Genomic DNA, 25,741 nt, shown 5'->3' with positions numbered 1-25,741 from the left:
GGCAGCTGGGTGACGGCCGCGCACTGCTGCTCGGTGAGCTGATCGACCAGGCGGGCCGCCGCCGCGATGTGGCCTTCAAGGGCTCGGGCCGCACCCCGTTTTCCCGGGGCGGCGATGGCAAGGCGGCCGTCGGTCCGATGCTGCGCGAGGCCCTGCTCGGTGAAGCGATGCGGGCCCTGAGGATCCCGACCACGCAGGCGCTGGCGGTCGTGGCCACCGGCGAGCCCGTGCGGCGCGAGCGGCCTCTGCCCGGCGCCGTGCTGACCCGTGTCGCGGCCAGCCACCTGCGCGTGGGCACCTTCGAGTTCGTCTCGTCGCGGGGCGACGGCCAGACCCTGCAACGCCTGGCCGACTACGCGATCGCCCGGCACGAGCCCGATCTGATCGATGGTCCTGATCGCTACCTGATCTTGCTGCAGCGGGTGGCGGCGCGGCAGGCTGAGCTGATCGCGCAGTGGATGAATGTGGGTTTCATCCACGGCGTGATGAACACCGACAACATGACGATCTCGGGTGAGACGATCGACTACGGTCCGTGCGCCTTCATGGAGGCCTACGACCCTGAAGCGGTGTTCAGCTCCATCGACGAAGGCGGGCGTTACGCCTACGGCAACCAGCCGGCCATTGCGCGCTGGAATCTGGCCCGCCTGGCCGAGTCGCTGCTGCCCCTCATCGTGGCGGACCCGTCCGAGGCGGCGGTGCAGGCCGGTGTGGCGCAGGCCACCGAGGTGATCGACGGCTTCCCGGCACTGTACGAGGCCGCGCTGTGGCGAGGCCAGCGCGCCAAGCTGGGGCTCACGACCCAGGGCGCAGACGCGGATCCCACCGACGCGGCGCTGCTTCATGACTGGTATCGCATGCTGCAGCAACACGCGGTGGACTTCACCCTGGCATGGCGGCGGCTGGCCGACGCGGCCGAAGGGCAGACCGAGCCCTTGCAGCGCCTGTTCACCGAGCCGCAGGCGGTGCATGCCTGGCTGGCCCGCTGGCAACAGCGGTGCGCGCAGGAAGGGGGCGTGGCAGGTGCCGCGCGGGCCGCGGCGATGCGGCAGGTGAACCCGTGGGTGATTGCGCGCAACCACCGCGTCGAAGAAGCCCTGACCGCTGCGACCGAACGAGGCGACCTGGGCCCCTTCGATCGCCTGATGGACGCGCTGCAGCGGCCGTTTGACGAGACGCCCGAGAACACCGCCTACGGCGAGCCGGCGCCCGCCGCCGTGACGGCCTGTTATCGGACGTTCTGTGGGACCTGATCTGCCTGCCGTGCGCCACCGTGCTGGTCAGGACGCCAGCGTTTGCCGCACCGCATGCTCCCACCGGGCCATGCGCACCTGCGCCTCATCGCGCGACAGGGTCGGCAGAAAGCGCCGCTCCACCTGCCACTGCGCTTCGAGTTCGCCCAGATTGCGGTAGACCCCGGTGCTCATCCCGGCCAGGTAGGCGGCGCCCAGGGCCGTGGTCTCGATCACCCTCGGCCGCACGACCGGGATGCCCAGCAGGTCGGCCTGGATCTGCATCAGCAGGTCGTTGGCGCATGCGCCGCCATCCACCCGCAGTTCGCTGACCGCCGTGCCGCCGTGCGCGATCGCATCGCGGCTCATGGCCTCCAGCAGCGCCGCGCTCTGGAAGGCGATGCTCTCCAGTGCCGCGCGGGCAATGTGGGCCACGGTGCTGCCCCGGGTCAGCCCGAGGATGGCGCCGCGTGCCTCGCCGTGCCAGTAGGGCGCGCCCAGGCCGGTGAAGGCCGGCACGAAGACCACGCCGCCCGCATCCGGCACGCTCTCGGCCAGCTGCTGCACCTCGCTGGAAGCGCGGATCGCCTGCAGACCGTCGCGCAGCCATTGCACCACCGCGCCGCCGATGAAGACGCTGCCCTCCAGCGCATAGGCCCGGTGGGCATCGGTCTGGGCCGCGGCCGTGGTCACCAGCCCGTTGCGGCTCGATTGCGCCGTGCTGCCGGTGTGCATCAGCATGAAGCAGCCCGTGCCGTAGGTGTTCTTCGCCAGCCCGGGCCGGAAGCAGGCCTGCCCGAACAGCGAGCTCTGCTGATCACCGGCCACGCCCCCGATGGGCAGCCGCTGGCCCAGCAGCGTCGTGTCCCCGAAGTGCGAGGCCGAGGGCTGCACCGCAGGCAACAGCGACTTCGGGATGCCGAACAGCGCGAGCAGCTCGTCATCCCACTGCCCGGTGTGGATGTTGAACAGCATCGTCCGCGAGGCGTTGGTGACGTCGGTCGCGTGCACGCGCCCTTCTGTGAGCTGCCAGACCAGCCAGCTGTCGACGGTGCCGAAGGCCAGCTCACCGCGCTCGGCCGCGGCACGCGCACCGTCCACGTGGTCGAGGATCCACTGCAGCTTGGTGGCCGAAAAATACGCATCGATGCGCAGGCCGGTGCGTGCCTGCACCAGGGCTTCGGCCCCCTCATCGCGCAGGCGCTGACACTGTGCTTCGGTGCGTCGGTCCTGCCACACGATGGCATGGCCCAGGGGCTGGCCGGTGCCGCGGTGCCACACCATCGTGGTCTCGCGCTGGTTGGTGATGCCGATGGCGCGCACCCGGTCTGCCGTCACACCGGCTTTCGCCAGCACCTCGCGGGCGGTGTCGATCTGGCCCTGCCAGATCTCGCGCGGATCGTGGGCCACCCAGCCCGGCTGCGGGTAGATCTGACGCAGTTCCCGCTGGGCCATCGCCACGATCTGCCCGTCGGCCTTGAACAGGATGCTGCGCGAGCTGGAGGTGCCCTGGTCGAGGGCGAGGAGGTGGTCGGTCATGGTGTCAGTCTAGGGTTGGATGGCGTTTGCAACGGTGGGTGATCCCGGCATTGAAAAAGTCACGTGGCTCCCGTACTGTCCGAGGCATGGTCCATGAAACGCGGGTGCCGCCATCCCAAGAGGTCGACGTCCTGATTGTCGGAGGGGGCATCAACGGTGCCGGCATCGCCCGTGATCTGGCCGGTCGGGGCTGGTCGGTGTGCCTGGTGGAGCAGGACGACCTCGCCTCCCACACCTCGTCGGCGTCCACCAAGCTCATCCACGGCGGGCTGCGCTACCTCGAGCACCGTGCCTTCCGGCTGGTGCGCAAGGCGCTGGCCGAGCGCGAGGTGTTGCTGCGCTCGGCGCCGCACATCATGTGGCCGCTGCAGTTCGTGCTACCGCACGACCCGGGCATGCGCCCCGCCTGGCTGATCCGGCTGGGCCTGTTCTTGTATGACCACCTGGCGCGGCGCGACGTGCTGCCCGCCTCGCGCTCGGTGGATCTGCGGCGGTCACCGCTGGGTGCGCCGCTGCAGCCGCGTCTGCAGCAGGGCTTCGTGTACGCCGACGGCTGGGTCGACGATGCCCGCTTGGTCGTGCTCAATGCGCTGGACGCCCAGGCCCACGGCGCCGCAATCCGAACGCGTACCCGCTGCACCGAGGCCCGGCGGGAGGCGCGTCATTGGGTGGCCACGCTGGAAGAGGCCGACGGCCGCCCGTCCACCGTGCGGGCCCGCGCCCTGGTCAACGCGGCGGGCCCCTGGGCCGAACGGCTGTTGCGTCAGGTGGCCCAGCCCGCCGGCGTGGCACCGTTGGCCACGCGCCATCTGCGGCTTGTCAAGGGCAGCCACATCGTCGTGCCACGTTGCTTCGAGCATGACGCCGCCTATCTGTTCCAGAATCCCGATGGGCGGGTCCTCTTCGCGATCCCGTACGAAGGCGCTTTCACCCTCATCGGCACCACGGACCAGGAGATCCACGGAGACCCGCGTGACGCCTGCGCCGATGACACCGAGGTCGCCTACCTGTGCGAGCAGGCCAGCCGCTACTTCGCCATGCCGGTCACCCCAGCCGATGTGGTGTGGCGCTACTGCGGCGTGCGGCCGCTGCTCGACGATGCCCACGGCAACCCGGCTGCGGTGACCCGCGACTACCGCCTGGAGACCGATGACCTGGCCGCGCCGCTGCTGACCGTGTGGGGCGGCAAGATCACCACCTTTCGGCAGCTGGCCGAAGACGCTGGCAACGCCCTGGGCCACATGCTGCACGAGAGTCGGCCCGCCTGGACCCGGGGGGCCTGCCTGCCCGGCGGCGACCTGTCGGCCTGGATCGATGTGAGCGGCCATCCCGCGAGAGATTTCGCGCGCTTCCTTCAGGCTGTCCAGGATCGGCACCCCTGGCTGCCGCCCGCCCTGGCGCATCGCCTGGCGCGGGCCTATGGCTCACGCATTGAGCGGGTGCTGTGCGGTGCGCGCAATCTGGATGCCCTGGGTGAGCCGTGCGCCCCGGGGCTGTACGAAGCCGAACTGAGCTACCTGCGCGACGAGGAGTGGGCGCGCACGGCGGACGACGTGCTCTGGCGTCGCAGCAAGCTGGGGCTGCACCTGACCGAAGCCCAGCGGGCCGACGTGGCTTCCTGGTTCGCCCGCCCAGCGCTTCTCGGGCACACTGAGGCATGGAAAACTTGACTGAGCTCCTCGGCATTGAGTTGCCCATCATCCAGGCGCCCATGGCGGGCGTGCAGGGCAGTGCCCTGGCCATCGCCGCTTCGAACGCAGGGGGGCTCGGTTCCCTGCCTTGCGCCATGCTGAGTGCCGAAGCAATGCGCTCCGAACTGCAGGCCATCGTGGCGGCCACCGACCGGCCCTACAACGTCAACTTCTTCTGCCACACACCGCCGCAGCCCGATGCTGCGCGTGAGGCGGCCTGGCGTGCGGCCCTGGCCCCCTACTATGCCGAGTTGCAACTGGATCCGGCGGGCGTTCCGGCCGGACCCGGGCGGGCGCCGTTCAGTGCCGAACTGGCCGATGTGCTCGAGGCCTTTCGACCTCCGGTCGTGAGCTTCCATTTCGGGCTGCCGTCGCCCGATCTGCTGGCGCGCGTCAAGCGGTGGGGGGCCAAGGTGCTTTCGTCGGCCACCACGGTCGAAGAAGCGCAGTGGCTGGAAGCAAACGGCGCCGATGCCGTGATTGCGCAGGGCCTCGAAGCCGGCGGGCACCGCGGCATGTTCCTGTCGGACGACCTCACCGGGCAGATGGGCACCTTCGCCTTGCTGCCGCAAGTGGTGGCGGCTGTGCGCGTGCCGGTGATTGCGGCAGGGGGCATTGCCGATGCACGAGGCGTGCAGGCGGCGCGGGCACTTGGGGCGGCTGGTGTGCAGGTCGGCACTGCCTACCTGTGCTGCCCCGAGGCCACCACGAGCGCCTTGCACCGTGCCGCCCTCCAGAGCGACCGCGCCCGGCACACCGCGTTGACCAACCTGTTCACGGGCCGGCCAGCCCGCGGCATCGTCAACCGTGTCATGCGGGAGCTCGGCCCCATGAGCCCGGTTTCTCCGGCATTTCCCCTCGCGACGGCCGCCGTGGCGCCCCTGCGTGCCCGGGCCGAGCGCCTGGGCTCGACCGACTTCACCCCGCTCTGGTCCGGCCAGAACGCCGGTGGATGCCAGGACATCCCGGCCGCCCAGCTGACCCGGGCGTTGGCCGGTGTCACCGCCTGAAGCAACGCGCTCTATGGAAGCCGACATGACCCGCTGCGAAGATGTCCTCCGATTCTGGTTCGACGAGACCGAGCCAGCCCAGTGGTGGCGCGCCGATGACGACTTCGATGCGCAGATCCGCGAACGCTTCCTGCTGACACTGGAGCAGGGTGCACAGGGAGAGCTGCATGCCTGGCGCGACACGCCTCGCGGCCGTCTGGCCGAGATCATCGTGCTCGACCAGTTTTCCCGCAATGTGTTCCGCAACACGCCCCGGGCCTTTGCACAGGATGCGATGGCGTTGGCGCTCGCGCAGGAGGCCGTGCGTGCGCAGGCTCACCTCACGCTCGCCCCGGTGGAGTGCGCGTTTCTGCTGCTGCCCTTCATGCACAGCGAATCGCCAGCCATCCATGTGTGGGCCGAGCAGCTCTACCGCGACCATGCGCCGGCGACCAACCTCGACTTCGAGTTGCGGCACAAGGCCATCGTCGACCGCTTCGGCCGCTACCCTCATCGCAATGCCGTCCTGGGCCGCGAGACCACGCCCGAAGAGGCAGCGTTTCTCACCCAGCCCGGATCACGCTTCTGAACCACAGGAAAGGACCCCGCCATGACCACCGGAACCGTCACCCTGCACCGCGTGCTGAAGGCCCCGCCAGACCGGGTTTACCGCGCCTTGCTCGACCCCGCGGCGCTGTGCAAGTGGATGCCACCCCATGGTTTCACGGCGACGGTCCATGAGCTGGATGCCCAGGTCGGGGGGCGCTACCGGATGTCATTCACCAACTTCTCGAACGGGCAGTCCCACAGCTTTGGCGGCACCTACCTTGAACTGGTGCCGGGTGAACGGGTGCGAAACACCGACCGCTTCGATGACAGCAACCTGCCGGGGGAGATGATCACCACCATGGACCTGAAGCCCGTGGCGTGCGGCACCGAGCTGCGCATCGTGCAGGAGGGAATCCCCGCGGCCATTCCGACGGAGATGTGCTATCTCGGCTGGCAGGAATCGCTCACGCTGCTGGCCTTGCTGGTGGAGCCCGAGATCCCGGGTTGAGGCGCTTGGCCGCCTCACGCCAGCTTGAACACACTGACGCTTTGCAGCAGCCCGGCGGCCTGTCGGCTCAGGCCGTCCGTGGCGGCCGCGCTCTGCTCCACAAGCGAGGCGTTCTGCTGCGTGGCGTCGTCCAGGTGCGAGACCGAAGAGGTGACCTCGGCGATGCCCGCCGTCTGCTCGCGGGTGGCTTCACTGATCTCCTCGATCAGGGCGGCCATCTGCTGAACCTGCTGCACCATTGATTCGATCGTCATGCCCGCCTCCTGAACCTGGGTGGCGCCGGCCTGAACGCGTTCTCCACTCATGGTGATGAGGCGCTTGATCTCACGGGCTGCCTCGCTCGACCGGTGAGCCAGTGACCGCACCTCGCCAGCGACCACGGCAAAGCCCCGCCCCTGCTCGCCCGCGCGGGCGGCCTCGACGGCCGCATTCAACGCCAGGATGTTGGTCTGAAAGGCCAGCCCGTCGATCACGCCGATGATGTCGCCGATCTGGTGGCTCGCGTCCGAGATGTCGCTCATGGTGGAGACGACCTTCTCGACCGTCTCGCCGCCCGTCACGGCCGCCTGCGTCGCCTCCTTGGCCATCGCCGCGGCCTGGGCAGCGTGGTTCGCGTTCTGTTGCACGGCGGTGCTCAGCTGAACCATGGTGGAGGCGGTGGTCTGCAGGTTGCCGGCCTGCTCCTCGGTGCGGTGGGAGAGGTCGGCATTGCCTGCGGCAATCTGGCTCGACGCGGTCGCGATGTTGCCCGCGGCACCGCGGATGCCGCCCACGACGTCCTGCAGACGCGTCTGCATGTCGCTCATGGCGGCCAGGATGCTGTGTTCGTCGCCCGCCCGGAGGTGAAGCGGCGTGCTCAGGTCGCCGGAGGCAATCTTGCGCGCCAGTCGGACGGCATGGTGTGGCTCGCCGCCGATCTGGTTGAGCACGCTGGAGGACATCAGGCGTCCCAGGGCGAGCGCGGAGACCACGGCCAGGGAGGCCAGTACGACGACCACCGCGCTGACATCCTTGTAGGTCTCATGAACCTGTGAAGCGGCCTGAGCGCCGACCTCTTCCTTGACGGCCGAGAGCTTCTCGGTGAGGTCTGTCACCTGCTTGAAGGCGGCCACCGCGGCCTGGTTGTGCTGCTCGATCTCTGGAGCGAGGGGCACGGGCTCCGTGGTGTCCATGGCCGCGAGAAAGGCCCGGCCGACCGGCAGATACGCGTTCAGCGCCTCGTTGGTCTGTGCCAGCAGCGCGCGGTTGGCGGGCAGGACCAGGGTGGGGGCGGCCTGGTCGAGCCACTTCCGTGCCTCGCTAAGGTGCTGCTCGAACAGCGTGCGGTACTGCGACCGCGCCTCTTGGGAGCCGGCGCGTGCGTACTGCGCGCGGTAACGGGCGACCTGAACCAGATGGATCTCGGCCTCCTTGATGGCCGACAGCCCGAGCATGTGCTTCTGGTACAGCGTGCTGGCCTCCTGGTCTACACGCTGGAGGCCGTACACCGCGGCCGCGCCTGCAACCACGCCAGCGAAGGCAATCAGACAGAAGGCGGCCAGCAGGCGCGCGCGCAAGGGGAGGGCGGCAAGGAGGGACATAAAGCCGGGCGTTAAACAAGATGTGAACTCTTCGACATCGCGAGTCCGGACTTGAGGGGCCAACGGCACCGACATGACGCAGCGCAAAAAGAAAAGGCCCCTTGCGGGGCCTTCGAGATCGAGCAGGGCGGGTGCCTCAGAACAGCGTGAGGCTCAGCCAGTACGCAATGGCCGCCACCGTGGCCGACGCCGGGATCGTGAAGACCCAGGCCCACACGATGTTGCCCGCCACACCCCAGCGCACGGCGCTGGCGCGCTGCACCGAGCCCACGCCCACGATGGCGCCCGTGATGGTGTGCGTTGTCGACACCGGCACGCCGATGGCCGTGGCCAGGAACAGGGTGATGGCACCGCCGGTCTCGGCACAGAAGCCACCCACCGGCTTCAGCTTGGTGATCTTCTGCCCCATGGTCTTGACGATGCGCCAGCCACCGAACATCGTGCCGATGCCGATCGCGGCGTAACAGCAGACAATGACCCAGGTCGGCGGGGCCTTGTCGCCGGCTGCGGCGTAGCCCGTCGAGATCAGCAGCATCCAGATGATGCCGATGGTCTTCTGCGCGTCGTTGCCGCCGTGGCCCAGGCTGTACGCACCGGCCGACAGCAGCTGCAGGCGGCGGAACCAGCGGTCCACCTTCGAGGGCGCCGTGCGCCGGCAGATCCACGCCACGAGCACCATCATCAGCGAGCCCAGCGTGAAGCCCAACAGCGGCGACACGAAGATGAAGGTCACGGTGCGGACGATGCCGGTGGCGATCAGCGCTCCGGCACCTGCCTTGGCCACCACCGCACCCACGATGCCCCCGATCAGCGCGTGCGACGAGCTGCTGGGGATGCCGTAGTACCAGGTGATGACGTTCCAGGTGATGGCACCGGTCAGGGCGCCGAACACCACGTGCACGTCCACCACCCCGGCATCGGCAATGCCCTTGCCCACGGTGGCCGCCACACTGAGGTGGAACACGAAGATCGCGACGAAGTTGAAGAACGCCGCGAAGACGACGGCCTGCGTCGGACGCAGCACGCCCGTGGACACGACGGTGGCGATCGAGTTCGCCGCGTCGTGGAATCCGTTCATGAAGTCGAAGAGCAGCGCCAGGATGACGAGCGCCACGATGACCCAGAGGGCCACCTGCATGGTTGCCATGGTGAGCTCCGTCCGATCAGGAGTTCTCGAGGATCACGCCCTCGATCAGCTTGGCCACGTCCTCGCACTTGTCGGTGACGGTTTCCAGCAGCTCGTAGATGGCCTTCAGCTTGATGACTTCGCGCACGTCGGGCTCGTCGCGGAACAGCTTGCTCATGGCCGAGCGCATGACGCGGTCGGCATCCGATTCCAGCTGGTCGATCTCCTCGCAGGTCTTGAGTGCCGCGGCCGCCGTCTTGGCATCGCCGATGTCGTCGAGCAGGGCCACGGCGTCCTTCAGGCGCTCGCAGCTCTTCACGCACAGGTCCGTCAGGCGCACGATCTCGTCCGTCATCCGACGCACGTCGTACAGCGCCATGGTTTCCGCGGCGTCCTGCATCAGGTCGGCCACGTCGTCCATCGTGTTGATCAGCGAGTGGATCTGCTCGCGGTCGATCGGGGTGATGAAGGTCGTGTGCAGGAGGCGGTTCACTTCCCGCGTGACCTGGTCTGCTGCGCTTTCCGCGGTGTCGACCTCGACGTTGTACTTCTCACGCAGCTGCGGGTCGTTGTAGTGGTGAACCAGCCGGGCGAACGCATGCGCGGCGGCCACGATGTGGTTGGCGTGCTGGTTGAACAGCTCAAAAAAATTGCCCTCACGGGGCAGCAGTTTTCCAAAGATCATGGTGAGGCTTTCATGTCACGCCGGTGACACGGTCTTGACACAAGCCTGTCATTTTACCCCTTTGGGGGCGGGCCGCTTACACTTCGGCCCTCGAAAGGCGGCCATGCACCACGACACTTCTACTTTGAGCTGGTCCGACGGCGACACCCCTCACAGCGCCGCGTGGCGCTCGGTTGCCGGGCTGCCCCCGCCACGCCGCGTGGTGCTGGCAGACGACACGCTCCCGGCCGATCGCGCTTACAAGCTCGCCTGTGAAGGCACGGGCCTGCTCTGGCAGGGTGACTTCCAGAACGCGAGGCACCTGCTGCAGGCCCTGCAGCGTCGCATCGACAAACGCCGGCCCAGGTCGCCGGCACCGGTGGCCGATGCGGGCGCAGCCTTCCATGCGCACCGCCAGGCTCAGGGGCAGCGGGCGCGCATCCTGGGCATGGTCCTGATCCCGTTCGATGCGGGCCACGTGTGCCCGCTGCGCCGCGCGCCCGATGTGCAGGCGGCTTGCGCAGCGGTGTTCGGCGCGGGCGACGAGCGCGGGGTGATGCCGCTGCGCGATCTGCTCGGCCTGATCGGCGCGCACGAGTGGCGCAAGAAGGGTGTGCCGCTGACGGCGGTGGGTGGGCGGATCCATGCGCACCACGGGGTGTTCTCGCCGGTGCGCGGCGAGTACGTCGACCTGGTGGCGCAGGCCCCGCTGCCAGCACCCGGGCCGGCCTTTGACATCGGCACGGGCACCGGGGTGCTGGCGGCCGTGCTGGCGCGCCGCGGCGTGCAGCCCATCGTGGCCACCGACCTGTCTGCGCAGGCACTGGCATGTGCACAAGACAACCTGAGCCGCCTGGGGCTGGCTCAACAGGTGACCCTGCAGCAGGCCGATCTGTTTCCGGCCGGACGCGCCACGCTGGTGGTGTGCAACCCGCCGTGGCTGCCGGCCAAGCCGACCTCGCCGCTGGAGCACGCGGTGTACGACCCGGACAGCCGGATGCTGCGTGGCTTTCTGAGCGGCCTTCGCGATCACCTCACGGAAGATGGCGAAGGCTGGCTCATCCTCTCGGATCTGGCCGAGCACCTGGGCCTGCGCAGCCGCGAATCGCTGCTCCAGTGGATCGCGGAAGCAGGGCTGGTCGTGGCGGGGCGGCTTGATGCCCGCCCGGTTCACCCGAAGGCCAGCGATCCGACCGATCCCCTGCACCGGGCGCGCGCCCGCGAGGTCACCTCGCTGTGGCGGCTGCGGGCGGCACCCGCAGCCTGAGCCCGATCACGGGCGGCGCCACGTGAGCTTGGCACTCTGGAAGATCTTCGCGAGCTCCCCAGAGTCCATCAGGGTGTTCATGGCCGTCTGCACGGCCACCGCCAGGGGTTCGGCTTCACGCTTGACCGCACAGCCGATCACCCAGCCGCCACCGGCGCGTGGCGACGGGAAGGGCTCGACGGCAAAGCGCTTGTCTTCGCCCACCACATGCAGCAACTCGGAGTTCATGCCCGCGGCCACCTGAATCTCGCCACGCAGCAGCGCCTGCGCCGCGGCCACGCCGTCCTTGAAGGTCGTCTTCAGGCGGGGCTGGAGGCTGCCGCCGTCAGCATTGGCCAGCAGCCAGCCGGCTAGGGTCTGGCCTGCCACGCCGAGGTCCAGGCCCTTCATGGCGTCGAAGCCCTTGAGTTCCGACACCACCTCGCGATTGCGCGCCACCATCACGCGCTCGCGCCAGTACGGCGCAAAGATGTTGACCTGCGGGTTGCTGTTCATCAGCGGGGCCTCGACCGGCACGTGCAGCATCAGGTCGGCCGGGCCGTAGCCCAGGTAGTGCCCCTTCCAGACCATGAAGCGCAGGTCGTCTTCCATGTCTTCGCCGCCAGGGAAGGGCAGCAGCTTGGCCTTGACGCCCAGTTGCGCAGCGATTGCCTGGGCCAGCAGGGCGTCGATGCCGCCATGGCCCTTGTCGGTGCTGAAAGGGGGCAGGTCATCGTAGACGGCGACCGTCAGCACGCCACGCGACTTGATCTGCTCCAGGTTGCCGGTTTCGGCGCGCGCGAGCCCGGGCAAGCCGAGCGCGCCTGTGCCAGCCAGGCCCGCGAGGGCCATCTGACGCAGCATGTCGCGGCGGTTGGGGTGGTGCATGTCTGTCTCCTTCTAGCTGTCTTTCAGGCACTGAAAACACGATGGGCCTGGCGGAGGGAGGCCAGGCCCGTGAGGGACAACCCTGAGCCGCGGCGGGCTTGCAGGTTGTGATACAGCGGCACTGTCTCAATTCATGAGCCAGTGCCCGCTCTGGATCAGAACGCCTTTTCGCGGCGCGACACCAGGTAGGCCTTGATGGCCCACATGGCTTCCTGGTTCAGGATGCCTTCAAACGGGGGCATGTAGACCGCGCCGTTGCGGGTGCGGCCATTGCGCACGGTGGTCAGGTAGTAGTTGTCGACATCGGCGACGCAGGCTTCGCGCTTGCGCTGGTTCAGCGTGGCGCACTCGTTGTCGAGCTTGCGCAGGTCAGGGGCGATGCCGCCCGAGATGGCGTCGATGCCGTGGCAACGGGCGCAGTTCTGGCCGAAGGCCGACGTGCCGATCTCGATGGCCTTCTTGTTGCCGATGTAGGGGTTGGTGGCGAGCCATTCCTTGCCCAGTTCGGGCAGGCCGGCGGTGTCGACAGACTGCGGAACGACGTCACCATGGGCCATTGCGGCGAGGCTGCTGCTGGCAAGAAGAACGGCGAGGGCGGAACGGCGAAGCCAGCTGGCGGTGTGGTGAGTCATGAGTTTGTCTCCAGGGGTCCGGGGGTCTAACGATGGGGCTGTTTTCGCAAAGGCCATGCCACCGGTCGATCTGCCGCCAAAGCCGAGGGCTAACCCTGATACGGGGTGCGCCTCGGGCCATGTGACACGGCTTTGACCGGTACATGGTGATGGAGCACGTGACACACCGGCCCCCGGGTTTGCACCCAAGGGAGACCCCTGAACTGTCTCACTGTGGAGCATGTGACAGTGCATGAAACCGGCCGGAACCACGTTGAAATCGCCTCTTTCACGGCGGCACATGCCTTGCTCATTGGCCCTCCATTGCACAACAAACACAAGAGGCGACAAACGATGGCATCCACCCGGTGGCGGCCCCTGGCAGTCTGGCTGCTCACGCTGTTGGCGTGCCTGTTCTTCCTGCCGGCGCGCGCTGGCGTGATGGATGCCGCATCCATGAAGCAGGCCTTCCCCCTTCCGCTGGTGGTGGGTGAAAAGGACAAGGCCCTGCCAGTCTGGCCCATCTACAAGCAGGAAGCCACCGAGACCATTCTCGTGGGCTATGCCTTCGAATCGATCGACCTTGCGCCCCTGCCGGGCTTCTCAGGCGTGCCCGTGAACCTGCTCGTGCTGCTCGATTCGCAGGGCGGGTTTCGCGATGTGCGGGTGCTGTCGCAGCATGAGCCGGTGTTTCTCGATGGCCTGGGCCCGGAGCCGCTCGAGAAGTTCGTCGCTCAGTACAAGGGGCTCAATCTCAAGCAGCACGTGAAGATCGACAGCCGCGCCAAAAGTGCCGGACAGGACGCCAGTGCGAACGTCATCATCGACGGCGTGGCGAAGGCCACGGCATCGGTCCGCATCGTGAACCAAAGCTTGATGTCGTCGGCTCTGGCCGTCGCCCGCGCGAAGATGGGCTTTGCGGAAGGGCGCGACCCGTCGTTGATCGGCCGAATTCGTGAGGACGTGTTCGAGCCCCTGGACTTCAATGCCCTGCAGCGAGCGGAGCTGGTGACGCGGCAGACGCTGCGCAACCGCGATGTCGAGGCCGCGTTTGCCGGTTCCGTGGGCGAGGGGCAGGATGAAGAAGCCAGGCGCAATCCAGGTGGCCTCTTTACGGAATGGATGGTGTTGCATCTCAACGTGCCCACCGTGGGCCGCAACATCCTGACAGAAAAGGGTTGGCGGTACCTGAAGACCTGGATCGAGCCAGGCGACCATGCCTTTCTGGTGGCCACCCGCGGGCGTTACAGCTTCGTGGGCGAGGACTACCAGGGTGGGGCCGTGCCCACCCGCTTGACGCTTAGCCAGGGCGGGCTGCCGATTGAACTGCGGGATCTGGATGTGGACGACAAGATCCGCCTTCCAGAGGACTGGAGGGGCGCGGATGTGCACTGGAAGGTCTTCAAGGTCATCAGCCAGGCCAGCCTCGACCCGACGCAGCCGATGAAGTTTGCGCTCAGCGTGACCCGTGAAAAGGGTTTGATCCTTCCTGAGAAGGTCCGTAAGGAGTTCGAGATGGAGATCCAGCTCCCCGAGGACTACGCCATTCCCTCAGGCAATGAACAGCAAAGCTGGAAGACCAGCTGGACGGGCCGCAAGCTCGACCTGTCTGTGCTCGCTGTGGGCCTGGCGCTCCTTACGGTGATGCTGGCGCGCCCCGCCTGGCTTGTGCGCGACGAGCGGCGCATGCGCTGGGTGCGCAACGCCTACCTGCTCTACACCCTCGGTTTCATTGGCTGGTTTGCACAGGGACAGCTGTCCATCGTCAACCTCACTGGCATCCTGCAGGCCATCGTCAACGGCCGCAGCCTGGGTTTCCTGCTGTACGACCCGATGACGGTGCTGCTGTGGGGCTATGCGGCCCTCACCTTCTTCGTGTGGGGCCGGGGCACCTTCTGCGGCTGGCTCTGCCCGTTCGGTGCCTTGCAGGATCTGATCAGCCAGCTGGCCGGCTACCTCGGTGTGTACAAGAAGTGGAAGCGCCGCGCTGTGCCGCGCGTCTGGGACCGCCGTCTCAAAGGGGTCAAGTACGTGGTCCTGGCCGTCATCGTCGCCCTGGCGCTGATCCCCGGCTCGAACCTGGTGGACTCGGCGGTGGAGGTCGAGCCCTTCAAGACGGCCATCACGCTGGCCTTCGTGCGCAGCTGGCCCTTTGTGGTGTGGGCGGTGGCCATGGTGCTGCTCAGTGTCTTCGTCTACAAGGGCTACTGCCGCTACCTGTGCCCGCTGGGTGCCACGATGGCGATCTTGGGGCGGGCGCGTTTGCTGCGCTGGATTCCGCGCCGTGTCGAGTGTGGGCAGCCCTGCCAGACCTGCCGCCACCGTTGCGCCTACCAGGCCATCGAACCCCAGGGTCAGATCGACTACAACGAGTGCTTCCAGTGCATGGACTGCGTGGCAATTCATGACAGCGATACGCGTTGTGCCCCATTGATCAGCGCCCGAAAGGGGCAGACGATACCCATCAGAACAATCAAGGAGCAGGTGGCATGAACACGACCCGCCGTCGCCTCTGCCAGGCCATGGGCCTGGGCACCCTCTGGGCGCTGGGCACAGGTCACACCGCGCCGGCCACCACCGAACTGGTGTGGCGCGAGCGCCGCCTGCAAGGATTCGGCACGACGCTGACCCTCAAGGCCGCCCATTCCGACATCGGTGCGCTCGCGGATGCGCTGGACGAGTCGGTCGCGCTGCTGCAGCACCTCGACCAGATCCTCAGCCTGTTCCGCGAAGACAGCGCGGTGCGGCAGTTGAACGACAAGGGCGAGCTGAAGAAGCCGCCGGCCGAGCTGGTGAAGGTGCTGGAGGTGGCGCAGTCCATCTCGGCGCGCTGCGATGGCAAGTTCGACGTCACGGTGCAACCGCTGTGGGATGCCTTCGAGGGCGCCCGGCGGCGTGGCGGTGTGCCGGACGAACGGCGGCTGGCCGCGGCACGGGCGCTGGTGGGCTGGCGCAACATGCAGGTCGAGCCTGAGCGCATCCGCTTCTCGCAAAAGGGCATGGGGATCACCCTCAACGGCATTGCGCAAGGCCACGCGGCAGACCGCGTGAAGGCCTTGCTGCAGTCCTATGGGGTGCAGCACGCCCTGATCGACACCGGCGAATGGCTGCCGGTGGGGCGCAGCGTGCGCCAGGTGCCGTGGGTGCTGGGCGTGGCCGATCCGCGCGACGAATCCCGCTTCATCACCCGGCTGGTGGCCGATGGCCGGGCGCTCGCCACGTCGGCGGACAGCACCACGACCTTCACGGCCGACTTCCGCAACCACCACATCTTCGATCCGCGCACTGGCCGATCGCCGCTCGGGCTTTCGGGGGTGACGGTGGCGGCGCCGAGCGGCGCGCTGGCCGATGCCCTCACCAAGGTGTTTTTCGTGGCCGGGCCGGATCAGGTCGACACGCTGGCCAGGCAGTGGGGCGTGGACGTGCTGTGGGTGGACAAGCAGGGCAACCGGGGCGTCACGGCCGGGCTGCGCGAGATCTGAGCGGCCACGACGCGATCGCTCAGTCGACCAGGCCTTCCTCCAGGGCCAGGCGGTAGAGCTGGATGTCTGATCGGACGTTCAGCTTCGATCGGATGGCCGACAGCTGATTGAAGATGGTCTTGGGACTCAGCTTGATGTGGGCGGCGATGTCGTTGGGTGTCAGGCCATTGGCCGTCATGCGAAGGATCTCGAATTCGCGAGGCGTCAGGTCGTGTAGCGGGGATCCGCCGCCTGCTGCGTGCTGAGCCAGGATCTCGACGATGTCCGAGGACAGGGCCCGCTGCCCCGCAGCCACCTTGCGCAGCGCCGACAGCATCTCCATCGGGCGAGCGTATTTCGTGACATAGCCAAGAGCACCGTACCGCAAAGCCTGGCTCACATACACGCAGTGGTCGTACATGCTGAAGACCATGATGCGGAGATGAGGGTAGCGTCCGCCCAGGCGCTTGATGCCTTCGATGCCACTTTCCCCCCTCAAAGCCAGATCCATCACCGCCACGTTCACCTCGTGTGATCGCATGGCCTCCTGGGCCTCGGCAATGCACTCGGCTTCGGCAATCACCCGAAGGCCGGGCTCGTTGTCGATCAGGCGCTTATAGCCAGCGCGGACCACGGCATGGTCGTCCACCAACATCACGTTGATCGTCATCTCGATCTCGTTGCCTTTCTTTGTGATGGCCTGTGCATTGATGTCGCGACAGATCGCGTGCCAATTTGAAGCAACGGATGTCCCAGGCCATGTCAGCTGACCGCCATCTGGAGCGTCTCGCGGGGCGAGATTGCGGGTTGCCACTTAGGCTCATTGAATGAGCCAGTCGGGATTCGATCCGATGACGGGTTCGATGCACCGTCGCGGCTGACGACTTTGACGGAAATCCGGACTTGGGTTTGCAGCCCGAGATCATTTCAGGAAGGCTTCCCGATCGGCAAGGGAAGAATTCCCTGAATCCGGGGTCGGATGGGCATGAGAGGTGCGTTTTGAACACCGTGTGCAGACCCGCACACCTGTTCCACCTCACAAACACTGGAGACCCTCCATGACGATGTTCCTCAAGCCCGCCTCGCATCGCAGGACAGCGAGCCCCGTTCTTACTCTGATTGCGGCTGCCTGCCTGCTGATTGGTGCGGCCGCCGAAGCCAGAAAGGTAACCTGGGAGGACATCGTCAACGACGACAAGACGACAGGCGATGTGCTGAGCTACGGCATGGGCATGAAGGCACAGCGCCACAGCCCGCTCAAGAAGATCAACAAGGACAACGTCGCCAACATCGTCCCGGCATGGAGCTTCTCGTTCGGCGGTGAGAAGCAGCGTGGTCAGGAAGGCCAGGCGCTGGTGCACGATGGTGTGGCCTACATCACCGCCTCGTATTCGCGCGTGTTCGCCGTGGACGTGCGGACCGGCAAGCGACTCTGGGAGTACGAAGCCCGGCTGCCGGACGACATCCGCCCGTGCTGTGACGTGGTGAACCGCGGCGCAGCGATCTACGGCAACAAGCTGTTCGTCGGCACCCTGGACGCCGGCATCATCGCGCTGGACAAGGACACCGGGAAGCTGATCTGGAAGGAACGCTTTGCGGATCACAAGGTGGGCTACACGATGACCGGTGCACCGTTCGTCGTGAAGGACCAGAAGACGGGCCGCGTGCTGTTGATCCACGGGTCGTCAGGCGATGAGTTCGGTGTGGTGGGCTGGCTGTTCGCACGCGACCCGGAGACCGGAGAAGAGGTGTGGGCCCGGCCGTTCGTGGAAGGCCACAAGGGCCGTCTGAATGGCAAGGACGGCTCGTACACCGGTGACCCGAAGGCCCCCTCGTGGCCCCGTGACAAGGACGGCAAACTCGTCGAGGCATGGAGCCACGGTGGAGGCGCGCCCTGGCAGACGGCGAGCTTCGACGTCGAGACCAACACCATTGTCATCGGCGCTGGCAACCCCGCGCCGTGGAACACCTGGAAGCGCACGAAGGAAGGCGACGACCCCCGCAACTGGGACAGTCTGTTCACCTCGGGACAGGCGTATGTGGATGCATCCAATGGCGAGCTCAAAGGCTTCTATCAGCACACCCCGAACGATGCCTGGGACTTTTCCGGCAACAACTCGATCGTGCTGTTCGAGTACAAGGACAAGAACGGCAAGCTGGTGAAGGCCGGTGCACACGCCGACCGCAATGGCTTCTTCTATGTGACCGACCGCACCAAGCTGGCCACAGGCAGCGGCTATCCCAACAAGCCGACATCGTTGATCGGTGCATGGCCATTCGTGGACGGGATCACCTGGGCCAAGAGCATTGACCTGAAGACCGGGCGTCCCGTGGAAACGGGGAATCGCCCACCCCAGCCCAAGGAGGGGCAGGAAAAGGGCGAGACCGTATTCGTCTCGCCGCCGTTTCTGGGAGGCACGAACTGGCATCCGATGTCCTACAGCCCCGATACCGGGTTGTTCTACATTCCGGCCAACCACTGGGCGATGGACTACTGGACCGAGCACCTGACCTACAAGCCCGGTTCAGCCTATCTGGGGCAGGGGTTCCGCATCAAGCGCCTGTTCGATGACCACGTGGGCATCTTGCGCGCGATTGACCCGAAGACCGGCAAGATCGCGTGGGAGCACAAGGAGACCTTCCCCCTGTGGGCCGGGACCCTGACCACCGCCGGCAACCTCGTCTTCACCGGCACCACCGACGGCTACGTGAAGGCCTTCGATGCGAAGACCGGCAAGGAGTTGTGGAAGTTCCAGACGGGCTCCGGCATCGTGTCCGTGCCGGTCACGTGGGAAACCGATGGCGAGCAGTACATCGGCGTGTCGAGTGGCTTTGGTGGCGCGGTGCCGCTGTGGGGCGGTGACATGGCAGCTTTGACCAAGCAGGTCACACAGGGTGGGTCGTTCTGGGCCTTCAAGCTGCCGAAGGCCAGGAAGTAAGCGTTTCCGAACTTGCAACAGGTAGAGCGGGGGCCATGCCCCTGCTCTGCGCACTTACTTCCACCGGAGAACCCGCCATGGCTTTCTGCGTCGCGCGTCTGCTCACCATTGCTGCAGCGCTTTTCACCACCGGCCTGCGTGCCGCGCCCCCTGCGGGGGAGAGCCCGGGCTTTGTGCCGATGGTGGTCAACGGTTGTCCCATCTGGCCCTACACCCGTTGTCCCGGGGCGGATCTCCGGCACGCAAGGCTGGCCGGGGCCAATCTGGTGGGTGCGGACCTCACCGGGGCCAAGCTGATCCGTGCAGACCTGCACGCTGCCAACCTCGCTGGTGCACTGCTTGACGATGCCGACCTCACGGCGGCGAAGATGAACCATGTCAACGCCCCTGCCGCCACGTTTAGAAGGGCCCGCCTTGTCGGAACCGACCTCGATCAGGCACGCCTGATGCGCAGCGACTTCAGTGAGGCCGACTTCACGGGTGCCAACCTCGAGATGGCGCGCTTGCAGTTTGCATGGCTTGCCAGGGCGCGCATTGCGGGTGCCAATTTGCAGGAGGCGAAGTTCGTCACGACCAACTTGCGTGGAGCGACGTTCGAAGGCAACTTCCTCCGTTACACCATCTTCCCGGATTCCGACTTTGAGGGGTGCGAAGGGTGCCCCGACAAGGAGAACTGGAAATGAGCGTCAACGCCAGCCATCCGTTGAGCCGGTGCGGGGCCCTGTTGATGACGGCCATCATGAGTGGCCTTGTCTGTGCGGCGCCAGGCCCCGTGCTTCCTTTCTTCGACGCGACGACATTGCCCGCTGTGGCCGCGGGCAGCGAGCCCAACCCTTACCGCAACCATGAGGCGCGCGCCCGGATCGTGGAAGTGGGGCGCACCGTGTACAACCAATCTTGCGCGGTGTGTCATGGTGCGGATGCCACCCGGATGGGGCCTGCCCCTTCGTTGCGCGCCGTGGGGCGCTTCTGCCTAAGGATCACCGAGACCTCGCTGAAATCGCGCTGCGTTGCAGACGCAGACCATTACTTTTACAAGTCGGTGATGGAAGGCAAGGTGAAGCTCGGTGTGACACACATGCCAGCCTGGCGGGACGTTCTGTCGTCCGAGGCGGTATGGGCGGTGCGAACATTTCTGGAGGCGCCGCCTCCTGCCGAGCAGAAGCCCTGATGTCTGTCGTGCTAGGCCTGGTGCTCGATGTGGGCCACCGGGATCTGTACCTCGATGCGCAAGCCCTGGCCTGGCAGTACATGCCGGAACGCAATCGATCCGTTCAATGAGCACACGCGTTCACGCATGCCGACCAGGCCATGACCCTGTTGTCCTGGAGCGAGCTCGCCGGGTAGGCCGCAGCCATCGTCTTCGATGCGGAGGTTCACGAGGCGGGCTGTGCCATCTGGCCGTGTCTCCACCTGCGTGCTGACATGCACGTACGATGCACCTGCATGTCGGGCCACGTTGGTGAGCGCCTCCTGCACCAACCGATACAGCGCCACGGCCACTTCATCGGGGATGCTGGCCTGCAGCCCTCTGGGTATCAGGCTGCATGACACCCCGCTTTGCTGTTCCCAACGCTCGCACAGCGTTTGCAGCGCGGCCTCCAGGCCCAGCGAGTCGAGATCGGGCGGGCGGAGCCTGCCAAGCATGTCGCGCACAAGCAGGTTCAACCGGGTGGCCGATTCGGTGATCCGGTGCGCGCTCTCGACGATGGGCTCATCTGTGCTTCGCTGCTGGATGTAGCTGGCGTCGGCTCGAATGGCGGTGCAGCTCTGTCCGAACTCGTCGTGCAGCTCGCGTGCAAGGGCACGCCGTTCCTCGTCCTGAATGCGCAGCAGGGCTTGGGAGAGGCGGCGGTTGTCCTGAAACAGCGCTTGCGCATGACGTTGTGCCGCGATGCGCCCCCGCAGTGCGGCACGAGACTCCGTGGTGCGCTTCCACGAGTACCAGCTCATTCCGATGGCGAGAACCAGAGCGGTCATGGGCAGCTCGTCGATCTGCCAGTGCTCTTGGCCTCGTGTCATGCCGAGTACGTACTCGAACGCTTCAAAATGCGCGGCCAGGGCGAAGTACACAAGCACGGCGCAGAGCACGAACAAGGCGTCCCGCGCGGCGGTGGAGGGCGGTGCTGCGGGCTCGATGTCAAGGATCGGTTCTTCTTCCATGGTTGACACCATAGAAGAAAAACCCGCTCTTTACAGGGCGGCCTTGACAATGGCCTGCAGGTGCTCGTCGGTGATCTTCGGGTTCTTCAGAAAGTAGTCGGGCGTGGCGCACACGGCGGTGGACTGGCTTTTCGCGCACAGGCTTTTTGGCTTCTTGATCTGGAACCCTTCTGCGCCGACGCCCGAAACCGGCGCCACGGCTGGGCCGGCTGCCTGCTTCCAGAAGGCGTATTGCTCGGCTGTTCCGAGACGCAGGATCAGCAGCAGTTCGCCGCTCTGCGTCTTGTACGAAACATCGGAGTAGGTCATGCCGTACTTGGTGTGGGTCACCTTCTCGTGCTTGACCCCGGTGATGCCGAGTGTTTTCTCGATCAGGCTATCAGGCACTTCGGCCGCGTGGACGGAGCCACTGGAGAGGATGAGCGCGATGGCGGAGGCAGTCAGAAGCTTCATGAGGCGTGACAGCGGAAGGTTGCGGAACGGCCAGTGTAGGCAGCCACCGCGTCGGTGAATGCTAACGGCCGGTAACGAACGCGTCGAGAAGCGGTGAAGCGCCGGAAGCGCGGCGCATTCCCCCTAGTGTTCCGTCCCGGCATAGATCCACATCGGGATCGTGCTGCCTGCCCGCGTGAACCCCATTGCCTCATAGAACGACGTGGCATCGCCATCTGCCGTGAGCATGAGTTGGTGAAAGCTTTGGTACTTGGCCAGCAATGCCTGCATCAGCAGCCGACCGATGCCCTGGCGGTGGTGTTGCGGGTGGACCAGCATGTGGGGAAAGTAGACGACGAGGTGCCCGTCGGAAATGGCATTGGCCAGGCCGACCAGTTCGCCATCGATGCGGGCGGTGGCCAGTGAATGCGAGTTCCGCAGTGCAGCGAGCAACTGCGTCGGCTTCTCGGCGGAGGACCAGGCGTTTGCCTTGTAGAGCGCGACGACTTCGTCGGCCTCGATGGCATCGGAGAGGGAGATGGTGGCTTGCATGTCGATGCACAGGGCGTGGCTAGGCCTGCGCTGCCTCGTGTGCCAGTTTCAGATAGACAGGGAGGTGCTTGCCGGCGATGTCGGAAGCGGACTTCAGCTTGATGTGGCGGCGCCCCTTGCCCGCGCCTTCAAGAAACCCCAGGCTGTCCTGGATCTTGGCGCCGTGGCCGAACTCAACCGAGACGTGCTCCTTGTAGGCGAAGACGCCACAGAACTGGACGTCGGCGGTGAACAGGATGCCGCCGTATTTGACTTCCTCTGACACAGACGAGAACTGCTTGCTGATGAGCGTGCGGATGGCTTGCACGAGGTCGAACTGCGTTTCACCGAGCAGGCGGATGTCGTCGATGAGATCTTGTACCGACTTGGCCATGGAACGGTCTTTCAATCACGTGCCCGGGTTACTGCTTGCCCTTCGTCGCGAGGACGTGGGCAACGATGGCGTTGGCGTGGCCATGACCTAGTCCGTGCTCTGCCTTGAGCCAGGCGACCATTTCCATGTGCTTCATGTCCTTCAGTGTGCCGACCAGTTCCAGCCAGTGGCCGACGGGTTGGCCGTACTTCTTCTCGATGGAGGGGAAGTACGAGGCCGGGCCTTTCGGTTTGTCATCCGTGCTCATGGGGTTGCCGCCTCATTTCACGAAAGCATTGAACAGTAGTACGCACGCCGAGACGAGCAGGGCCGCGAACGTCATCATCATTCCGGAAACCCTGAAGACAAACTTCTCGTTCATCTGGCTGACGCCATACGCGTGCACAGACCGACCGATGAGCAGCAAGGCCCCCAGCGCATGAACGAGGAGTGGGGGCCCTCCCTGGGCTTCGACAAAGAGGATCAGGATGAGGGTGATGGGAACGTACTCGGCGAAGTTCGAGTGAACCCGCATCGCGCGAAGCATCTGGTTGTTCTCGTTGGACCCGATCCCAATGCGAAGCTTGCGCCGCAAGCCGATCGTCCTGACGCTCAGGTAGAAGAACACGAAACCGAGCAGGGCGGCGTAAATGGGAAGAATCTGCACAGAAGGCCTTTTCAAGTAAGGAGCCACGAAGCGCTCCAGCGCTGTGTGAACCGTGAGAAGGCCGTCGTCGCTGGTGTTCACATCGAGTATCGCAAGCGCGGGGGACGGTAAGTTCCCCAGCAGTAGTAAACATGGTGCCTGCCGATGGTGATCTGTTCAACAGCATCCAGCAGCTTGTCGCCGCGCGTCTGGCACGCTGACTTCGCCTTTTGCACCTCCTGCCTCCGAACGCGCTTTCTTCTTTTCATCGAACGAATGGAGCAAGGCTCGGGGGACTGAACAAAGCTCGGATGGGCCGCCACGCGCAGACTGCATGCGCATCCCGACTACGACAAGTAGGCCAAGGCCGGGAGGGCTTCCACTGAAGCCTGCCATGACTGCCTTCAACGTTGATGACCTGAAGATGAACCCAGCCGCGGTGGACGCCGTAGTCAATAGTATCTCCGATCGCGCAGCCTGTGAGCAGCACGACGTGCCGCTGGTTTCGCTGAATAACTGGGGTCAAAAAGGCGTACCCGGACCACGTTGACTCAAGGGCCCGCGAGGGATGCGCAAGGGGTACTTGTCACAAAGTCGACTTTGTGACAACTAAATCGACTTTGTGACAACAAAGTCCCTCCGAGGGCTTTCCGGGGGCCTTTTTGGTTGCTTAAAAATTAAGCACGGGCCAAAAAGAGGGGGGTGCGAGGGTCCACTCAGACCCAGAATGCACCAGATCCGTGCGCTTTCGGGATGGCGTCGGGCCGGGTTGAGGTTCGCGTTTTCGGATAAAAGGCGAGGCTAGATGCCCAGTCCCAGTCCCAGGCCCGGGGGCCCCTTCCGCCGCACCCCAAGGCCCCCCAATCACCCCGCCGACGGCGCCTCCTGGCAGCCATCCCGCGCACCCGTCTCGAATAGGCCAGAAACGGCGTTCCGACGGCCCCCGAAAACGGGTCTGGAGGGGGTCTCCGCCATATACCACCCCCCCCTTCTTTTCGGAGTCTTGATATACTATAGGACAGCTCCCCTCAAAAGTCGGAGCCCATACGTGCGTTTGAATTCTCGCGACCCAGGACTCCCAGGCGCTCACCCGCGGCGGCACCCAGCGCACGCTCCAGGGGACCGATCCCGGCCAACAGCCAGCACAGCGTCGAGCCCCCTGCTCAACGCCGGCCTTTCCTCTTCCCCTACCTGACACCGGCCGGCTCCCACCAAGCGGAGAGCCCGAACCACCCCCCCCGGCTGGCACGCAATCAGCGCGGGCTTACCCAACGTCTGGCTGACGCCCGTCTGTGGATAACTTTGCTTGCCTCGACCACCCGGACAGCACCGTTGACGACGCAGCTGGACGCCAGACTTGCGCGCAGATGTCGCACGCGAATTTGCGTGACCCGTTGGTCGCTTGCGCGTGTTTTGACGGCTTGCTTTCGGGCTTTGGAGGGGGGGCTTGCATGTCGATTCGGGTCGGATTGCATGCGCCCGGCGAAGTGCTTTGACCGCGTCCGGGACCGGCTCGCTGGACCCTTGGCGAGCATGGGGCCCATCACGGGCTGGCATGGCGGCCGTCGGATGGTGGGCAGGGACGGGCTTGCCGACGACCTTGGACCGGGTGGCCGCATGCGCCCTGACGGTGCTGCTGCGCTGAGGGCTTGCCCTGTTCGGCTTGCACGCCCGCCCCCAGGCCCGCTTGCACGGCGGCTCGCTGACCTCAGCGGCTTGAGCGTTGGAGGGAGGGTTGGGGTGCGCGAACCTCGGCTGGTGTTTCCATCGGGACTGGCTTGCATAACGCCCCTCTTTCCTGCCCGGTGGTGAGCCGGTCTTGTCCCGTCATGGGACTGACCCAGGTGGATGACGTCCCCCCCACCTCGTTGCCGGGAGAGACGGTGCCCCGGGTGGCCTCGGCGTTGGAGCATGCGCTCAGGGCATGGAGGAGCAACGCCGGGCTTTCACCGTTGGCCTTCACCTGCATCGCCCGGCTTTCACCGGGTCCGCTTGCATGGCGGCCCTCGTTGGGGCCTTGAACCGGGTCCGCTCGTGTGCTGCAGCAACGGCCATGTCGTTGACGGCGCGACTCTGCCGGCGGGCTGACCGCCTTCGGCCCGCGGGGCCTCACGTTGTCACCGCTTGGACGGCGCCTCCCTGCTGGTCGGAGCCGTCCGCACTGCCGCTCGTCCTCCTCTCCCCTGGCGCAGGGCCCAGCCTGCACCCAGATCGCTTCGTCCGGGACTGCGGCGCTTCGGCCGCTCCCCCGGTCACGCCAGCCTGGAGAGCACACCGACTGCCTCAGTCCGCGGCCCTCCGGATCGAGCCGGGGGAGCTTGCGACGCTCCCCGGCACCGCTTGCCGCCCCCCTCCCGAAGGTCGGTGGCCTGCGCGCTTCGACCCTGCGTTCCGCTCGATCGCACAACGCCTGCCTCGACAGCGCTGCACCAGCCGGCGCCTGGCCACCAACCCACACGCCCGCCCAATCCTGCGCTTGTCCTTCTCTCCCCCGTCCACCACCGGCGCCTCAACCCCCGCGCTACACAGATCGGAAGAGCGTCGTGTAGGGAAAGAGTGTCGTTCGGCGTGTA

At 66.1% G+C, this 25,741-nt stretch carries 25 protein-coding genes; 12 read left to right on the top strand and 13 right to left on the bottom strand.

The annotated features are described in order from the left end of the window. The coding region (locus Q0Z44_RS13855) for a protein adenylyltransferase SelO family protein (protein ID WP_298013729.1) at window positions 1-1,253 on the top strand (1,253 nt) is incomplete at its 5' end. 27 nt (window positions 1,254-1,280) lie between these two features. Here Q0Z44_RS13855 and glpK read toward each other — a convergent pair. Continuing rightward, the gene (gene glpK, locus Q0Z44_RS13850) at window positions 1,281-2,771 is read right to left on the bottom strand and encodes a glycerol kinase GlpK (RefSeq protein ID WP_298013727.1); all 1,491 of its coding nucleotides are present in this window, start codon (window positions 2,769-2,771) and stop codon (window positions 1,281-1,283) included. Between the two features lie 104 nt (window positions 2,772-2,875). Here glpK and glpD point away from each other — a divergent pair, with 104 nt between their 5' ends. The 4 genes from glpD to Q0Z44_RS13830 are packed head-to-tail and all read left to right on the top strand — an operon-like array spanning window position 2,876 to window position 6,508. Then, complete coding sequence (glpD, locus tag Q0Z44_RS13845) at window positions 2,876-4,441, top strand: glycerol-3-phosphate dehydrogenase (RefSeq protein ID WP_298013725.1); 1,566 nt, start codon at window positions 2,876-2,878, stop codon at window positions 4,439-4,441. Next, on the top strand, window positions 4,429-5,472 hold the full coding sequence (locus Q0Z44_RS13840; protein WP_298013723.1) for a nitronate monooxygenase: 1,044 nt from the start codon (window positions 4,429-4,431) through the stop codon (window positions 5,470-5,472). Before glpD ends, Q0Z44_RS13840 begins: the two co-directional genes overlap by 13 nt. 25 nt (window positions 5,473-5,497) lie before the next feature. Further along, window positions 5,498-6,040 (top strand): DUF924 family protein, encoded by a 543-nt coding sequence (locus tag Q0Z44_RS13835; RefSeq protein WP_298013721.1) that lies wholly within the window; start codon window positions 5,498-5,500, stop codon window positions 6,038-6,040. A gap of 21 nt (window positions 6,041-6,061) precedes the next feature. Beyond that, the gene (locus tag Q0Z44_RS13830; protein WP_298013719.1) at window positions 6,062-6,508 is read left to right on the top strand and encodes an SRPBCC family protein; all 447 of its coding nucleotides are present in this window, start codon (window positions 6,062-6,064) and stop codon (window positions 6,506-6,508) included. Window positions 6,509-6,522: 14 nt separating this feature from the next. Here Q0Z44_RS13830 and Q0Z44_RS13825 read toward each other — a convergent pair whose 3' ends face one another. The 3 genes from Q0Z44_RS13825 to Q0Z44_RS13815 form a co-directional block, all read right to left on the bottom strand. Beyond that, the gene (locus tag Q0Z44_RS13825; RefSeq protein WP_298013717.1) at window positions 6,523-8,088 is read right to left on the bottom strand and encodes a methyl-accepting chemotaxis protein; all 1,566 of its coding nucleotides are present in this window, start codon (window positions 8,086-8,088) and stop codon (window positions 6,523-6,525) included. A gap of 136 nt (window positions 8,089-8,224) precedes the next feature. Next, on the bottom strand, window positions 8,225-9,235 hold the full coding sequence (locus Q0Z44_RS13820) for an inorganic phosphate transporter (RefSeq protein WP_298013715.1): 1,011 nt from the start codon (window positions 9,233-9,235) through the stop codon (window positions 8,225-8,227). A gap of 16 nt (window positions 9,236-9,251) precedes the next feature. Then, on the bottom strand, window positions 9,252-9,899 hold the full coding sequence (locus Q0Z44_RS13815; protein ID WP_109038619.1) for a DUF47 domain-containing protein: 648 nt from the start codon (window positions 9,897-9,899) through the stop codon (window positions 9,252-9,254). Between the two features lie 103 nt (window positions 9,900-10,002). Between Q0Z44_RS13815 and Q0Z44_RS13810 the strand changes: the two genes are divergently transcribed. Next, a complete protein-coding gene (locus tag Q0Z44_RS13810; RefSeq protein ID WP_298013713.1) occupies window positions 10,003-11,145 on the top strand; it encodes a class I SAM-dependent methyltransferase in 1,143 nt (380 codons plus the stop codon). Between the two features lie 6 nt (window positions 11,146-11,151). Here the strand turns inward: Q0Z44_RS13810 and Q0Z44_RS13805 are convergent, their stop codons facing one another. Continuing rightward, window positions 11,152-12,012 carry a transporter substrate-binding domain-containing protein gene (locus tag Q0Z44_RS13805; protein WP_298013711.1) on the bottom strand — a complete coding sequence of 287 codons (861 nt, stop codon included), beginning with the start codon at window positions 12,010-12,012 and terminating at the stop codon, window positions 11,152-11,154. Window positions 12,013-12,167: 155 nt separating this feature from the next. Then, window positions 12,168-12,644, bottom strand: a complete 477-nt coding sequence (gene pedF, locus Q0Z44_RS13800; RefSeq protein WP_298013709.1) for a cytochrome c-550 PedF — start codon at window positions 12,642-12,644, stop codon at window positions 12,168-12,170. Window positions 12,645-12,977: 333 nt separating this feature from the next. Here pedF and Q0Z44_RS13795 point away from each other — a divergent pair, with 333 nt between their 5' ends. Further along, the gene (locus tag Q0Z44_RS13795) at window positions 12,978-15,116 is read left to right on the top strand and encodes a 4Fe-4S binding protein (protein WP_298013707.1); all 2,139 of its coding nucleotides are present in this window, start codon (window positions 12,978-12,980) and stop codon (window positions 15,114-15,116) included. Continuing rightward, complete coding sequence (locus tag Q0Z44_RS13790; RefSeq protein WP_109038614.1) at window positions 15,113-16,105, top strand: FAD:protein FMN transferase; 993 nt, start codon at window positions 15,113-15,115, stop codon at window positions 16,103-16,105. Before Q0Z44_RS13795 ends, Q0Z44_RS13790 begins: the two co-directional genes overlap by 4 nt. Window positions 16,106-16,124: 19 nt before the next feature. Here Q0Z44_RS13790 and Q0Z44_RS13785 read toward each other — a convergent pair whose 3' ends face one another. Next, a complete protein-coding gene (locus Q0Z44_RS13785) occupies window positions 16,125-16,754 on the bottom strand; it encodes a response regulator transcription factor (RefSeq protein ID WP_109038613.1) in 630 nt (209 codons plus the stop codon). A 388-nt stretch (window positions 16,755-17,142) separates the two neighbouring features. Between Q0Z44_RS13785 and Q0Z44_RS13780 the strand changes: the two genes are divergently transcribed. The 3 genes from Q0Z44_RS13780 to Q0Z44_RS13770 are packed head-to-tail and all read left to right on the top strand — an operon-like array spanning window position 17,143 to window position 20,194. Beyond that, on the top strand, window positions 17,143-19,023 hold the full coding sequence (locus tag Q0Z44_RS13780) for a methanol/ethanol family PQQ-dependent dehydrogenase (protein ID WP_366517628.1): 1,881 nt from the start codon (window positions 17,143-17,145) through the stop codon (window positions 19,021-19,023). 35 nt (window positions 19,024-19,058) lie between these two features. After that, the gene (locus Q0Z44_RS13775; protein WP_298013704.1) at window positions 19,059-19,706 is read left to right on the top strand and encodes a pentapeptide repeat-containing protein; all 648 of its coding nucleotides are present in this window, start codon (window positions 19,059-19,061) and stop codon (window positions 19,704-19,706) included. Window positions 19,707-19,750: 44 nt separating this feature from the next. Then, window positions 19,751-20,194 carry a c-type cytochrome gene (locus tag Q0Z44_RS13770; RefSeq protein ID WP_298013702.1) on the top strand — a complete coding sequence of 148 codons (444 nt, stop codon included), beginning with the start codon at window positions 19,751-19,753 and terminating at the stop codon, window positions 20,192-20,194. A gap of 11 nt (window positions 20,195-20,205) precedes the next feature. Here Q0Z44_RS13770 and Q0Z44_RS13765 read toward each other — a convergent pair whose 3' ends face one another. The 6 genes from Q0Z44_RS13765 to Q0Z44_RS13740 form a co-directional block, all read right to left on the bottom strand. Then, window positions 20,206-21,186 carry a histidine kinase gene (locus Q0Z44_RS13765; RefSeq protein ID WP_298013700.1) on the bottom strand — a complete coding sequence of 327 codons (981 nt, stop codon included), beginning with the start codon at window positions 21,184-21,186 and terminating at the stop codon, window positions 20,206-20,208. 30 nt (window positions 21,187-21,216) lie between these two features. Beyond that, complete coding sequence (locus Q0Z44_RS13760) at window positions 21,217-21,639, bottom strand: hypothetical protein (RefSeq protein WP_109038609.1); 423 nt, start codon at window positions 21,637-21,639, stop codon at window positions 21,217-21,219. Window positions 21,640-21,762: 123 nt separating this feature from the next. After that, complete coding sequence (locus Q0Z44_RS13755; RefSeq protein ID WP_298013697.1) at window positions 21,763-22,170, bottom strand: GNAT family N-acetyltransferase; 408 nt, start codon at window positions 22,168-22,170, stop codon at window positions 21,763-21,765. A 19-nt stretch (window positions 22,171-22,189) separates the two neighbouring features. Beyond that, complete coding sequence (locus tag Q0Z44_RS13750; protein WP_298013695.1) at window positions 22,190-22,543, bottom strand: DUF1801 domain-containing protein; 354 nt, start codon at window positions 22,541-22,543, stop codon at window positions 22,190-22,192. A 28-nt stretch (window positions 22,544-22,571) separates the two neighbouring features. Further along, window positions 22,572-22,790 carry a DUF4287 domain-containing protein gene (locus Q0Z44_RS13745; protein WP_298013693.1) on the bottom strand — a complete coding sequence of 73 codons (219 nt, stop codon included), beginning with the start codon at window positions 22,788-22,790 and terminating at the stop codon, window positions 22,572-22,574. A gap of 12 nt (window positions 22,791-22,802) precedes the next feature. Then, a complete protein-coding gene (locus tag Q0Z44_RS13740) occupies window positions 22,803-23,270 on the bottom strand; it encodes an MAPEG family protein (protein WP_298013691.1) in 468 nt (155 codons plus the stop codon). Between the two features lie 292 nt (window positions 23,271-23,562). On the opposite strand from Q0Z44_RS13740, the gene Q0Z44_RS13735 reads away from it, so the two are divergent. Then, the gene (locus Q0Z44_RS13735; RefSeq protein ID WP_298013689.1) at window positions 23,563-23,718 is read left to right on the top strand and encodes a hypothetical protein; all 156 of its coding nucleotides are present in this window, start codon (window positions 23,563-23,565) and stop codon (window positions 23,716-23,718) included. Window positions 23,719-25,741: the final 2,023 nt, after the last annotated feature.

The organism is uncultured Aquabacterium sp. (assembly GCF_947366995.1).
Lineage (GTDB): Bacteria > Pseudomonadota > Gammaproteobacteria > Burkholderiales > Burkholderiaceae_C > Aquabacterium.
The sequence above is the reverse complement of the archived record's forward strand: the minus strand, read 5'-3'. Positions and strand labels throughout refer to the sequence as shown.